This is a genomic window from Chryseobacterium foetidum (assembly GCF_025457425.1).
In the GTDB taxonomy this organism is placed as follows: domain Bacteria; phylum Bacteroidota; class Bacteroidia; order Flavobacteriales; family Weeksellaceae; genus Chryseobacterium; species Chryseobacterium foetidum.
The window spans coordinates 60,948-74,860 of record NZ_JAMXIA010000001.1 but is presented as its reverse complement, the minus strand read 5'-3'; the positions used below and the strand labels follow the sequence as shown (position 1 = coordinate 74,860).

Sequence of the window (13,913 nt, the reverse complement as noted above, 5' to 3'; positions counted from 1 at the left end):
AATGAAAAATTGTTTTTGTTGAATATTTCTTATAAAATAAAAACAGCCATTTTTAGATGGCTGTCTTAAAGGTTAATTAGAATTACCTTTGATGTTTTCTTCGGAGGGTTTCTGCTGAGATTTTTTTGCTGAAGTTACAAACTCATTTATTTCAGCATACAATAATTTCCATTCTTCGACAACCTTCATGGCAGTCAGTATATTGATAAAAGATTTTAAAACTTTTTCTAAATCTCTTCGGATAGCTGTTGCACTTTTCATTTGTCTCAAACTGGCATTGGCCCCTGCCTGTTCTGCAAATATCTGCTCAAAAGCATCATGTTTAGCTTTCATTTCATTCAAAGCCGGAACTAATGAAAGTGCATTGACTTTTTGAAAGTTCTCTGGTTTTTCGAGATCCTCAGTCAGCTTTTTCATTTGGGCAGATTGTGTAGAATAGCTTTCAATATCCATACTAAGTCCGTACAGCTTAAAAATCTGATAAAGTTCTTCGGCTAACAAATGATTAGCTAAAGTGTGCATTTTTCTGTAGGCGTTGAGAAAATTCTTTAAAATTCTGAAAGCATGGTCTCTCTCTAAGTCTGCATTTGCTACATTGGCACCTTTTCCACTGTAGATTTTTTTGGTGTAGACCTTATCGTACTCTGCATACATTATTTTTAATTCTGCAAGTAAAGGATGATTGCTGATGACCGGAAAGTTTCCTGATTCTGAAGAATTGATGATTCTCTGAGAAAGCGTAGCCAAATCTTTGGTACTCAATTTTGACAGTGTAATTTTCATACAAAATGTGTTTTTACTTGTTAATAATTCATTAATAATTTAAATGTAAATAAATTATTGATTTGTTCCAAAAATTTTCCGCGAAACAAAACATGTTTGTGTTTTGTCTCAAATGAAGTCTGGGAAACCTCCGTCAATTGTGTTTTGTTACACAGACTTTATTTTAAAGAAAAGTAAAAGTTGTTTTGTTGCGGAATGGTTGTTTTGTAACCCTCGAAGTTGTTGTGTGGATCAAAAATACTTGTTGCTTGAATGAGGACTAATAATAGTCTTTCTATTAGAAAAACTATTTGATAGATTATTCAATTATTAACAAAACAAAATATGCAGGAAAACAAGTATATACCAAATTCACTCCCTATCCAACTCCACCTGAAAAGCCTCAAAATACTTCGCCAGATCAATCCCATCCGCCAATCCGTGATGCGCTTCAATGGAAACAGGCATCATTTTTTTTCCATCACGCTCGCTGAATTTTCCAAAGGCTATTTTGGGAATACATTCTTTAGGATCAAAATCGGTAGGATGCAGAATCGAAGTAAAAGAATGCCACGGAATCGTCGTGTGTCTGATGTGATTCGGCGGTAAAACTTCATTTTTAATTCCTAAACCTTTCGTGTTCTGAACCGTCGTTATCTGCTCCTGCAAACGCTCGTTGAAGGTGGAAAAATCATCGGAAAACTCAAAGTATGAAAAACCGAAAGTGCCGTCTGCCTTGCCAATTGTACTTCCAATGTGAACTGTATCGTACAAAGCAATCTTATCATCTACAATTCTGAGTTTCAAAGCATCCACTTTATTAATCGCAACCATCGATTTGTAAAGATAATAGGCGAAAAAAGAATGTCCGTTTTTCTTTGCATTGTCATAAGCCTTTGTGCAATCCACCTCAGTGGTAAAACCGAAATACGGGCTTTTTAAAGATGAGAAAAATTCAAAATGTTCTTTTCTGTTCCAGTTTTCAAAATCGATGATCTTCATGAAATTCTTTTTCGCAAATTTCCGTAAGATTTATTGATTTTGAAAATGAAAGTTCAGATAAATACACTGTAACAAATCATATTCAGTTGATGGCATGTTACAATGTCTTCATCAATAGATTTAAATATTCGACAAATCATTTCTGAACTTCAGCCTTCATTAAAATTTAAAAGTTTTCTTACTGATAACTCTGAATATTCAAAAAAACAGATTTCACAAATGGAAAGTTGAAAAAATTATGTTAAAATTGAATAAATCGGAGCTGTGATAATGGGGATGGTCTGGTAAATGCTGTAAATACCGGCAAACACCACACAAAAATATAAGAAAATGGAAAGACGAACTTTCTTGAAAAACAGCGGACTTGCCGCTGCAGGTTTAATGGCATCCTCCGCCGCACCTGCGTTTGCCTCACAATTTTTAAGCAAAAATACAATGGAACAATTTGAAAATACCGGCTTGGGTAAAAGATTCAGACCGAAATATAAATCAGGATTTGGCGGTGTCGCCTTGGGAAACGGTTTCAATGTAAATCCCGATATCGAATGTCTGCAATCTATGGAAGCTGCATGGAATGCGGGTGTACGCTATTTTGATACTTCGCCGTGGTACGGTTTGGGGATTAGCGAACATCGGATGGGAATGTTTCTGAAAGATAAAAAAAGGGATGATTTCACGCTTTCAACAAAGATCGGTAGAATTCTGGAACCTCATGACGATTTCAAGCTTGATGCACTCTGGAAAGGAAAGCTCAACTTTTCATACGAATACGATTACTCCGCTGCCGGTGTGAGAAAAAGTGTGGAAGACAGCCTCCAACGCCTCGGACTGGCTTCTCTTGACATTGTTTTCATCCACGATCTGTCGCCGGACAATAAGGATATGAAGGGTGACTGGGTAAAATATTTTGATATCGCCGCCAAAGGTGCAATGCCGGAATTGATTAAAATGCGCGAGGAAGGTTTAATAAAAGGCTGGGGATTTGGTGTCAACACCATCGAGCCGATTTTGAAAGCGATGGAAGTTTCAGATCCTGATATTTTCCTGTCTGCATGTCAGTATTCTTTGATTGAGCATAAGGCTGATTTAAATGAAGTATTTCCAAAAGCTGCTGAAAAAGACATCTCTATTGTGGTTGGAGCTCCTCTGTGTGCGGGTTTTCTCTCAGGTAAAGATCGATATTTATACAATGGCGATTTTCCGGCTGGCGTGAAAGAAAAACTGACAGCTTTACAGCGTGTTGCCAACAATCATAAAGTGAATCTCCGCACGGCAGCACTTCAGTTTGCGGCGGCTCCTGACGTGGTTTCGGGAGTGATTCCGGGAGCGCATACCGTGAAACAGGCTCAGGAAAATGCAGCATCATTTAATGAAAAAATTCCTGCGGGTTTTTGGGCAGAATTGAAAAAGGAAAAATTAATTGAAGAAAACGCTCCAATACCAAAAGCTTAATTATGGAAAAAAGAAATAACAAATACCATATTGATCTGAAAGAATTAGAATTAAAAGATGGCTCGATGGCCGGCAAAAATCTTTCTTTTGAGTTTGAAAACCATGATGATCTTTTTAAAATTTTCTATTTAATAAAAAATAAAATCTCTTTGAAGATGAAAAAACGTCTCTTGAATTTACATTAGGTTTGAAATTATTTACAGAAGTTTTAATTAAAAATAAAAATCATCCGCTGTTTGAAGATTTAAGTCCGGCAATTTCAGAATTCATGAAAAAACTTAAAAGTTATTAATTTAGACAGTAAAATATGAGCACAGAAAAAATAGGCTTCATCGGGTTAGGAAATATGGGACATCCGATGGCAAAAAACCTTGAAAAAGCAGGATTTCCATTAACTGTTTACAACAGAACTGCGGAGAAAGCAGACGAGTTTAAAGCTGAGTCAAAAGTAGCTGATGACGTGAAAGAACTGGTGGAAAACAGTGATGTAATTTTCACAATGCTGACTAATGATGAAGCGGCGAAGGATATTTACAGACAGATTTTAGAACTGGATATTTCAGAGAAACTCTTTATCGACATGAGTACAGTTTCGCCGGAAGCCAGTAGAAAAATTGCCGATGCGCTGAAAATTAAGGAAGCTTCGTTTCTGGATGCTCCTGTTGCCGGAAGTACAAAACCTGCTGCTGAAGGCACTTTAATTTTCATGGTTGGCGGCGAAGACAAAGATGTTGAAAGAGCAAGACCGTATCTGCAAAAGCTTGGAAAAGAAATCAAACATTTAGGCAAAAACGGAAAAGGTCTGGCAGCAAAACTGTCGGTTAATTATTTTATTTCGGCTTTGTATCAGGGCTTGGCAGAAACGATTCTGTTATCAGATCATTTAGGAATTGAAAGAAAAGACATGCTCGACATCATTAACGAAAGTGCAAGCGGCAGTGGCGCCACCAAAGTGAAAACGCATTTGCTGATTGAAGACGATTACCAACCTGCATTTTCACTGGACTTAATGTTAAAAGACATTCTCCTCGCCAAAGATGCCGGCGCCGATTTCCCTCTGTCAAAAACCTTAATTGAAACCTACCAGTCAGCACAAAACGAAGGCTTCGGAAAAGATGACGTCATTGGAATCATTAATTATTTAAAAAACAACCGAACTTAAATATATTTTAAAAGAAGCATCCAAACTTCCCGCTTACATCTCCCATCTTCCCACTTCAAACACCCAACCAAAAAACTATGAAAGACTTCAAAACCCTCTTTTTCTTCCTGAGACTTCCCATTGCCATTTCTTTGGCAGGACATGGATTGGTAAGAATTCCAAAACTGCAGACCTTCACCGAAGGAATGGTAAAATCTATGGAGAAATCAGTGATTCCTGACATATTAATCACACCTTTCGGATACCTGTTGCCTTTTTTAGAAGCGATTCTGGGAATTGTGCTGTTGATTGGTTTTAAACCGAAACCGACAATCTACGCATCACTTGCCCTGATGAGCATCCTGATTTTGGGAAGCAGCTCCGTTGAAAACTGGTCGGCAATCGAAGCACAGCTACTCCATTCTTTGTATTTATTTGTACTTCTTTGGTTTTATATTAAAAATAGCCCTCAGGAAAATCAACCTGTAATATAATCGACGACAGAAACGAAACATGAAAGTGTTGAATCAGTTTTTATGATTTCAAAAGTCTGTCGAGAAACCTTAATTTTGTTTTATAAATTTCTAAATGTTTGAAGTTCTCATTTCTCATGTTCAAAATAAAGTGCAGCTTACCGATGTAGAAAAAATTGATCTGCAGTCTTTTTTTACAGTTAAAAATCTGAAGCGAAAACAGTTTCTGCTGCAGGAAGGTGATGTCTGTACACATCTTTCCTTCGTGCTTAAAGGCTTATTAAAATCGTATTTTGTGGATGAAAAAGGTGGTGAAAACATCAACATGTTTGCGTTTGAAGGCTGGTGGATTTCAGATTTTAAAAGTTTTATCAGTCAGGAAAAGGCAGTTTTGAATATTGATGCCGTCGAAGAAACAGAATTGCTCATCATCAGTCTCGACGATTATGAAAAATTAATGCTGAAAATTCCTGTGATGGACAGATATTTCAGGATTTTGTATCAAAACAGTCTGGTTACGAAAGATTACCGTTTGATTGCTTCCAACAGCTTCACTGCCGAAGAAAAATACCTTGAATTTTCTAAAAAAAGTCCGGAAGTCATTAAAAGAATTCCACACAATCTGATTGCTTCATTCTTAGGTTTAGCCCCTGAAACCGTCAGCAGAATCCGTAAAAAACTTCTGTTAAAAAACCAACTTTAAATTTAAATCCTGAATTTTAAATTCGTCGCAACTCATGACTTAGATCAAGTGCTTTCGCTTTTCATCATTCTAAATTTGTAGAATAAATTTTACATAATGGAAAACAATAAAAACATAGCATTAGTCGTTGGTGCCACCGGAATTACGGGAAGCAATCTCGCCAACGAACTTCTATCCCAAGGCTGGACTACTTACGGAATCTCCCGAAATACCAACAACAATATCAACGGACTAATTTCTGTTAAAGCAGATCTATCAGACATTGAAAGTTTAGAAACCGCTTTGGAAAACATCGATCCCACCCACGTATTTTTCACAACGTGGATGCGAAATGATACTGAAGAAGAAAATATCAGAATCAACAGTGCTTTGGTAAGAAATCTACTGAACGTTTTATCTCCAAAAAAATCGGTGCAGCACGTGGCTTTGGTTACGGGTTTAAAGCATTATTTAGGACCGTTTGAAGCGTATGCAAAAGAAGGAAAACTACCCGAAACGCCTTTGAGAGAAGAGCAGCCACGGCTTCCGCTACCCAATTTTTATTACGCTCAGGAAGATGAAGTTTATACGGCTTCTCAAAGAGAAGGATTTACATGGAGCATTCACAGACCACATACCGTTATCGGCTATGCAGTGGGAAATGCGATGAATTTGGGAACAACTTTAGCGGTGTATGCAAGCATTTGCAAAGAAACAGGTCGTCAGTTTATTTGGCCGGGATCATCTGCCCAATGGAACGGAATTTCTGATGTCACGGATGCAAGAATTTTGGCTAAACAACTGGTTTGGGCTGCGACAACTGAAGAAGCGAAAAACAAAGCATTCAATATTACAAACGGAGATATTTTCAGATGGAAATGGCTTTGGTTTAGATTGGCAGATTATTTTGGAATTGAAGCAACAGGTTTCGAAAATGAAATCAGACCTCTTGAAATAGAAATGCAAGGCAACCGGGAAATCTGGAGCCAAATCGTAAAGAAATATAATTTGAAAGAAGAAAAATTGGAAAGACTTTCTTCCGCATGGCATACCGATTTGGATTTAGGAAGACCGCTGGAAGTGATGACGGATATGACCAACAGCCGGAAAGCAGGATTCAAAGAATTTCAGAACACCGAAGAATCTTTTTTTGATCTGTTTAAAAAACTGAAGGAAGAAAAGATTATACCGTAAATATTTGGAAGAGTTGTTTTTACAGCTCTTTTTTATTGTATCAAAATTTTGTTCCTTTGCAAAACAGACCAATTGGTATTTTATGAAAAAATCACAGGAAACCCGTTTGAATATTCTCCGAAAAGCATTTGATTTGATTTACCAAAAAGGTTATCAGACGACCAGTGTGGATGAGATCATCGCAACCACGCAGGTTACCAAGGGTGCGTTCTATTATCATTTTAAAACGAAAGACGAGATGGGACTGGCGATTCTCAATGAACTGATGATTCCGACTTTTAAAAACAATTTTATTGAACCTTTTAAAAATGAGGGAAATCCGCTGGACATAATTCACGGTATGCTTTATTATTTACTTATTGAAAGTGAAGATTTAAAAGTAGAATACGGTTGTCCAGCCTCCAATTTCACGCAGGAAATGGCACCTTGGAACATTGATTTTACAAAAGCACTCAACACACTCTCTCTCGACTGGGAAAAAACAATGATCGACGCGATTGAAAAGGCTCAACTTGATGGCACGGTCAGAAAAGATGTGAATGCAAAAGAGATTGCTGTTTTCGTGATGTCGGGTTATTGGGGTGTGAGAAATTTGGGAAAATTAGAAAACTCTAAATCGGTGTATCTCGTTTATTTGAAAGGACTTAAGAATTATTTCGATAGTTTAAAATAATTTTTTATTCAAAAACATACTAATTAGTATGTTTTTATTTTATCTTTGTTGCATTGAAATTTTAAAACAATGTATCAGACGCTTACATTTCTACATTCAATCTTTCGCTGGCTGGTTTTACTGAGTTTGCTTTACTCAATTTTTAGAGCTTACAGAGGTTATTTCAGCAATACAAAATTTTCTAAAACAGACGATTCAGCCAGACACTGGACTGCTACGATTGCGCATATACAGTTGGTTTTGGGAATTACATTATATTCTCAAAGTCCAATTATCAGATACTTTTGGAAGAATTTCAATCAAGCTAAAGAATCTTTTGATTTACTGTTTTTCGGGATGATTCATATTTTTCTGATGTTGTTTTCCATTATTTTAATAACAATCGGCTCATCAGTTTCCAAACGAAAAACAACTGATAAAGAGAAGTTTAAAACGATGTTGATTTATTTCGTTATTGCTTTAATCATTATTTTCATCGCCATTCCGTGGCCATTTTCACCGCTCGCCAACAGACCTTATTTCAGATAATTATGATTGATTTATTTAAAACCAAAATCGGGCGTTTGAGAATCATTGCCATTCTTGAGGGAATTTCTTTACTTACCTTAGTATTCATTGCGGTTCCGCTGAAATACGCATTTGACAATCCGGCTTTGGTAAAAATGATGGGACCTATTCACGGCGCTTTATTTCTCCTGTTTCTATTTAATACTTTAAGTGTCGGCGTCGAACAAAACTGGAAGTTCAAAGAAACCACCGGGAAAGTTCTTCTGGCGTGCATTATTCCTTTCGGAACATTTTACATTGATAAAAAAATACTGAGCAAATTATGAAGAATATCCTGATTTTTTGTGGCATCATCCTACTGATTTACGTTGTTTACCGAGTTTATAAATATCAGACTTTAGACGATGGTTTAGATAAATTAATTAAAAACGGCGCCATTATTCTCGATGTCCGAACTGAAAAAGAATTTGAAATGGGACATATTTCCGGTTCACAAAATATTTCTTTAGGAACCATCAGAGATAGATATACCGAACTCGATCCAGACAAAACTTATATTACCGTCTGTTCGCACGGTTTACGAAGTGTAAAAGTGGAATCTATTTTAAAGGAAAAAGGCTTCAAAAAAGTATACAACGGCGGCGCGTGGAGCGATTTACAGAAAAGTATTGAGAAAAAGTAATTTGGTTAGGTTTTTGAATATTCAGAGACACACCAATCAACACACTTTTGAAACTCATTACATTCACAAACAAAGGTATTTACTGTCCGCAGGGGAAATTTTATATTGACCCTTGGAGACCCGTAGATTATGCGGTCATTACGCACGGACACGCCGATCACGCCCGTTGGGGAATGAAAAAATACCTTTGTCACCATTTCACAAAACCGATTTTACATCAAAGAATTTCCCCGGATATCGAATGTCAAACCTTGCAGTACGGTGAGGTTTTAGACATTAACGGCGTCAAACTTTCAATGCATCCGGCTGGTCATATTATTGGTTCGGCTCAGATTCGTCTGGAATACAGAGGTTACGTGAGCGTAATTTCAGGAGATTATAAAGTGCAGGATGATGGATTGAGTACACCTTTTGAGTTGGTGAAATGCAATGAATTTGTTACTGAAAGTACATTCGGACTTCCCATTTACAACTGGCTTGAAGTTGAGGACTTGAATAAAAAACTCCAAAATTGGGTTCTAAGAAATCAGGAAAATCAAAAGACTTCTGTTTTCATCGGTTATTCTTTGGGGAAAGCTCAAAGAATTATGAAAGCGGTTGAAGGAATGGGAAAAATTCACGTCCACTACTCGATTGGAAAATTGAATAAGGCTTTTGAAGAGGTTGGAATCGTACTTCCTGATTATGAAGTTCCTGATTTCAGGGAAAGTATCAAGCATGTTGCCGGCGATATTGTCATTGTTCCGCCAGCTTTGGTGGACAGCAATGTGATTAAGAAAATTCCTGATGCGGCGACAGCCATTTGCTCAGGTTGGATGCAGGTTCGTGGTGCCAGAAGATGGCGAAGTATGGATGCCGGTTTCCCGATGAGCGACCACGCCGACTGGAAAGGATTATTGCAAGCCATCAAAGCTACAGAAGCTGAAATCGTTCACGTTACACACGGCCAGACCGAAGTTTTTTCGAAATATTTAAATGAAATTGGAATCAAGTCTGATGTTGTGGAAACTTTGTATGGCGATGATGATGAGGAAGTTGTTGAGAAAGAAGTTGCGACAAAATAAACCTTCAGGGTTTTTGAAACCTTGAAGGTTTGGACATATTAAAATAAATCAGAAATGAGAAATTTCGCTGAACTTATCAACGCTTTGGAAAGCACCAATAAAACGAATGCTAAAATCGATGCCATCGTCGACTATCTTGAGCGTGCGCCGGATGACGATAAACTATGGTTCATCGCTCTGTTTACGGGGAAAAGACCTAAGCGAAATGTGAATACCAATTATATGAAAGAATGGGCGTTGGAAATTATCCAATTGCCTTTTTGGCTGTTTCAGGAAAGCTATTCTTCGGTAGGTGATTTGGGCGAGACGATTTCTTTGATTCTTCCGCCACCAACGGAAAAAATCGAAAAAACCTTGTCCGAATGGATGAATGAAATCATTGGTTTAAAAACAAAAACTGAAGCTGAGAAAAAAGAGTTTGTTCTTACCTCGTGGAATGGTTTGGATTATACAGAACGGTTGATTTTCAATAAATTACTGGGTGGAAGTTTCAGAATTGGGGTTTCTTCTAAGACTTTAATTAATTCTCTGACTAAATTTTCCGGACAGGAAGCGAGCACGCTGATGCACAGTCTGATGGGAAAATGGCAACCTGATGAAGTTTCGTTCCAAGTGCTGATTTCTGCTGAAAATATTAATCCTGACAACTCAAAACCTTATCCTTTTTGTTTGGCTTATCCTCTGGAGAAAGATTTGGAAGATTTGGGTAAACCCGATGAATGGCTCATTGAATACAAATGGGACGGAATTCGAGGACAGATTATCAGAAGAAACGATGAAGTTTTCATCTGGTCGCGTGGTGAAGAATTGGTAACAGAACAGTTTCCTGAAATTGCAGAAGTGGTTCAGAATATGAAAGGAAATTTCGTTATTGATGGAGAAATACTTGCGGTAAAGGAAGGTAACGTTTTAAATTTTAACGAATTACAGAAACGATTAAACCGTAAAACTTTAACTAAAAAAATGCTCGCTGAAATTCCTATTGAAGTTTTTGCATATGATATTTTGGAACTGGAAGGAACAGATTTACGGGAAAAACCAATCTCTGCAAGAAGAGCGATGCTGGAAGAATTGTTGCTGAATGAAGCACCGGAAAAAATTAAAATTTCACAGGCCATTGATTTCGATGATTGGAGCAAATTAGATTTAATCAGAGAAAATTCACGGGAAATCAATAGTGAAGGTCTGATGCTGAAACAGAAAAATTCACATTACCATTCCGGACGAAAAAAAGGCGACTGGTGGAAATGGAAAATCAGTCCGTTGACGATTGATGCGGTATTGATTTACGCTCAGAAAGGAAGCGGACGACGCAGCGCCTACTACACCGATTACAGTTTTGCCGTGAAAAGTGAAGATAAACTGGTCACAATTGCGAAAGCCTATTCCGGATTGACCGACAAGGAAATAATGGAAGTCAGCAAGTTTGTGAATAAAAATGCGATTGAAAAATTCGGCCCCGTGCGTACCGTGAAGCCTGAATTGGTTTTCGAGATTGCCTTTGAAGGAATTGGCTTCAGCAATCGTCATAAAAGCGGTGTTGCATTGCGTTTCCCAAGAATTTTAAGATGGCGGAAAGATAAAACCGTGAACGATATTGATGATATTGAAGAGATTAAAAAATTGATTCAGTAAAAAATATCAACCACAAAAGTCACAAAAGCTAAAGTTTAAAATGATTCTGTAGATAGTTCAAAAAAGATTTAGAATAAAGCTTTTTGAACTTTTGAATAACTAAAACGCACTAAAATCTTTTGTGACTTTTGTGGTTAAAAAAAAATATAATTTGAGCAACTACGAAAATACCGAAGGCTTTAAAATCATTCAGAATTGGATGATGGAAAAAGGCAACTCGCCCTTTAAATTTCAGGTCGATACCTGGCAGAAATTCGGCAGTGGCTACAGCGGAATGGTGGTGGCTCCGACCGGTTTTGGGAAAACTTTTTCGGTATTTTTAGCTTTGATTTCAGATTTCCTGACTTATCCTGAAAAGTATAAAAATGGACTGAAAATGATTTGGATTACGCCACTTCGTTCCCTCGCCAAAGATATCGCCAAAGCAATGCAGGAAGCGATTGATGAGATTGGATTGGATTGGGCTGTTGGCGTAAGAAACGGCGACACTGACCCAAAAGTCCGTCAACAACAGGTGAAAAATATGCCCGAGATTTTGGTGGTGACTCCCGAAAGTCTGCATTTACTTTTAGGACAGAAAAATCATCAGCGGTTCTTCACCAATATGCATTGCGTTGCAGTGGATGAGTGGCACGAATTGCTTGGTTCAAAACGGGGCGTAATGGTTGAATTGGGAATTTCACAGCTTTTCCATTATGTTCCAAAACTTAAAATCTGGGGAATCACGGCAACCATCGGAAATCTTGATGAAGCGCAGGATGTTTTGATTCCGTATGACATTAAGAAAACAAAAATTACAGCTAAAGAACTCAAGAAAATCGATATTATTTCGGTTTTTCCGGACGAAGTTGAACTGTTGCCTTGGGCAGGACATCTGGGACAAAAACTGGCGGATAAGGTGGTTCCCATTATTTTAGAATCCAAATCGACGATTGTTTTTACAAATACCCGAAGTCAGAGCGAAATGTGGTATCAGCTTTTACTGAATGCATATCCAGATTTTGCGGGACAAATCGCTATTCACCACAGTTCGATTGATTCGCATCTGAGAATTTGGATTGAGGAAAATTTAAGTTCAGGGAAACTGAAAGCGGTTGTTTCCACATCTTCTTTGGACTTGGGAATTGATTTTAAACCTGTGGATACGGTCATTCAAATCGGCTCTGCGAAAGGTGTTGCGAGATTTTTGCAACGTGCGGGACGAAGCGGCCACTCCCCTTTTGAAACTTCAAAAATATTCTGTGTCCCGACGCATTCTTTAGAATTAATCGAAGTTGCCGCTTTAAAGGAAGCTGTAAAACAGAAAGTCATTGAGCCACGTGAACCTTTGGTTTTGTGTTTCGATGTTTTGGTCCAATTCTTAATGACTTTGGCGGTTGGTGACGGATTTTTCCCTGCTGAAGTTTATGAAAGAATTAAAAAAGTCTACACGTTTCAGGAAATAAGAGATGAAGAATGGAAAGGAATGATTGATTTTCTCACGATTGGCGGAAGTGCCTTGAAAAGCTATGAAGAATATCACAAAGTGGTCGTGATGGAAGATGGACTGCACAAAGTAACTTCCCGAAAAATTGCGATGTTGCACCGGATGAATATGGGCGCAATCGTAAGCGATGCAATGCTGAAGGTGAAATTTATTTCCGGCGGATATATCGGAATGGTCGAGGAATATTTTATTTCAAGACTGAAGAAAGAAGAAAAATTTATTCTTGCAGGTCGGGTTTTGGAAGTGGCGATGATTAAGGATATGACGGTTTTCGTGCGGGCTTCTAAAGGTAAAGCACAGGCTCCGAGTTATTTGGGTGGAAGATTGCCTTTGAGTTCGAATCTAGGTCATTTTTTAAGAGAAAAATTATCAGGAGCACTTAACCCTAAAGCTTCTGAAAAGGAACTGAAATTTCTGCATCCGCTTTTAGCCAATCAGGAGAAGCGTTCTCACATTCCCAAAGAGGACGAATTTTTGGTTGAGATGATTAAAAACCGTGAAGGCTATCACTTGTTTATGTATCCTTTTGAAGGGCGTTTGGTGCACGAAGTAATGGCTGCTTTAATTGCTTACCGAATTTCGAAACTCGCTCCCATTTCCTTTTCGATGGCGATGAATGATTATGGTTTTGAACTTTTTAGCGATAAAGAAATTCCAATCACTGAAGATAATTTGGATAGAATTCTGACCAGAGATAATCTGATGGTTGATGTTATTTCAAGTATCAATTCAGCAGAAATGGCAAGCCGCAAATTCAGAGACATTGCAGTGATTTCAGGAATGGTCGTGCAGAATTTCCCTGGTCAACAGCGTTCGAATAAAGCTTTGCAAAGCTCGGCAGGATTGATTTTTAAAGTTCTCGAAGATTATGACCCAAATCATTTTCTAGTAAAACAGGCATATACCGAAGTTTTTAATATGCAGTTGCAGGAACAGCGATTGGTAGAGGCTTTCAAAAGAATTGAAAAGTCTAAAATTGTTTTGAAATTTGCCAATGCATTTACGCCTTTGAGCTTCCCGATTAAGGTTGACAGTTTGAGACAGACTTTAACTAGTGAAGATCTGGATGCGAGAATTCAAAAACTGATTCAGCAGGCGAAGAAAATTAAGTAAATTAATTTAAGAATGTTTTTCACGAATTATTTTCATTAAAACCGATA

The 13,913-nt window shown here is 37.7% G+C and carries 14 protein-coding genes and 1 pseudogene; 13 read left to right on the top strand and 2 right to left on the bottom strand.

Annotated elements, in window-relative coordinates:
- Window positions 1-72 precede the first annotated feature (72 nt).
- Together NG809_RS00345 and NG809_RS00340 are read right to left on the bottom strand one after the other, a co-directional pair.
- Window positions 73-783, bottom strand: coding sequence for a DUF6261 family protein (locus NG809_RS00345; protein WP_262147072.1), 711 nt, complete (start codon window positions 781-783; stop codon window positions 73-75).
- 351 nt (window positions 784-1,134) lie between these two features.
- Window positions 1,135-1,764 carry a chloramphenicol acetyltransferase gene (locus tag NG809_RS00340; protein ID WP_262147070.1) on the bottom strand — a complete coding sequence of 210 codons (630 nt, stop codon included), beginning with the start codon at window positions 1,762-1,764 and terminating at the stop codon, window positions 1,135-1,137.
- A gap of 330 nt (window positions 1,765-2,094) precedes the next feature.
- Here NG809_RS00340 and NG809_RS00335 point away from each other — a divergent pair, with 330 nt between their 5' ends.
- The 13 genes and pseudogenes from NG809_RS00335 to NG809_RS00270 all read left to right on the top strand — a co-directional run bounded on the left by NG809_RS00335 (window position 2,095) and on the right by NG809_RS00270 (window position 13,866).
- Window positions 2,095-3,216, top strand: coding sequence for an aldo/keto reductase (locus NG809_RS00335; RefSeq protein ID WP_262147068.1), 1,122 nt, complete (start codon window positions 2,095-2,097; stop codon window positions 3,214-3,216).
- A 2-nt stretch (window positions 3,217-3,218) separates the two neighbouring features.
- Window positions 3,219-3,508 (top strand): annotated as a pseudogene (locus NG809_RS18395) (DUF3861 family protein).
- 15 nt (window positions 3,509-3,523) lie between these two features.
- Window positions 3,524-4,378 (top strand): NAD(P)-dependent oxidoreductase, encoded by an 855-nt coding sequence (locus tag NG809_RS00320; RefSeq protein WP_262147062.1) that lies wholly within the window; start codon window positions 3,524-3,526, stop codon window positions 4,376-4,378.
- A gap of 77 nt (window positions 4,379-4,455) precedes the next feature.
- Complete coding sequence (locus NG809_RS00315; RefSeq protein WP_262147060.1) at window positions 4,456-4,851, top strand: MauE/DoxX family redox-associated membrane protein; 396 nt, start codon at window positions 4,456-4,458, stop codon at window positions 4,849-4,851.
- A 94-nt stretch (window positions 4,852-4,945) separates the two neighbouring features.
- Window positions 4,946-5,533: a Crp/Fnr family transcriptional regulator gene (locus NG809_RS00310; protein WP_262147058.1), complete on the top strand. Its 588-nt coding sequence runs from the start codon at window positions 4,946-4,948 to the stop codon at window positions 5,531-5,533.
- 96 nt (window positions 5,534-5,629) lie between these two features.
- Entirely contained in the window at window positions 5,630-6,706 is a 1,077-nt protein-coding gene (locus tag NG809_RS00305; protein ID WP_262147057.1) for an SDR family oxidoreductase, read from the top strand.
- An 82-nt stretch (window positions 6,707-6,788) separates the two neighbouring features.
- A complete protein-coding gene (locus NG809_RS00300; protein ID WP_262147055.1) occupies window positions 6,789-7,379 on the top strand; it encodes a TetR/AcrR family transcriptional regulator in 591 nt (196 codons plus the stop codon).
- A 69-nt stretch (window positions 7,380-7,448) separates the two neighbouring features.
- Complete coding sequence (locus tag NG809_RS00295; RefSeq protein ID WP_262147053.1) at window positions 7,449-7,907, top strand: hypothetical protein; 459 nt, start codon at window positions 7,449-7,451, stop codon at window positions 7,905-7,907.
- 2 nt (window positions 7,908-7,909) lie between these two features.
- Window positions 7,910-8,212, top strand: a complete 303-nt coding sequence (locus NG809_RS00290; RefSeq protein WP_262147052.1) for a DUF3817 domain-containing protein — start codon at window positions 7,910-7,912, stop codon at window positions 8,210-8,212.
- The gene (locus NG809_RS00285; protein WP_262147050.1) at window positions 8,209-8,568 is read left to right on the top strand and encodes a rhodanese-like domain-containing protein; all 360 of its coding nucleotides are present in this window, start codon (window positions 8,209-8,211) and stop codon (window positions 8,566-8,568) included. Before NG809_RS00290 ends, NG809_RS00285 begins: the two co-directional genes overlap by 4 nt.
- A gap of 47 nt (window positions 8,569-8,615) precedes the next feature.
- Complete coding sequence (locus tag NG809_RS00280) at window positions 8,616-9,632, top strand: ligase-associated DNA damage response exonuclease (protein WP_262147048.1); 1,017 nt, start codon at window positions 8,616-8,618, stop codon at window positions 9,630-9,632.
- Between the two features lie 54 nt (window positions 9,633-9,686).
- On the top strand, window positions 9,687-11,267 hold the full coding sequence (locus NG809_RS00275; RefSeq protein WP_262147047.1) for an ATP-dependent DNA ligase: 1,581 nt from the start codon (window positions 9,687-9,689) through the stop codon (window positions 11,265-11,267).
- Window positions 11,268-11,466: 199 nt separating this feature from the next.
- Window positions 11,467-13,866 carry a ligase-associated DNA damage response DEXH box helicase gene (locus tag NG809_RS00270; protein ID WP_396124910.1) on the top strand — a complete coding sequence of 800 codons (2,400 nt, stop codon included), beginning with the start codon at window positions 11,467-11,469 and terminating at the stop codon, window positions 13,864-13,866.
- Window positions 13,867-13,913 lie beyond the last annotated feature (47 nt).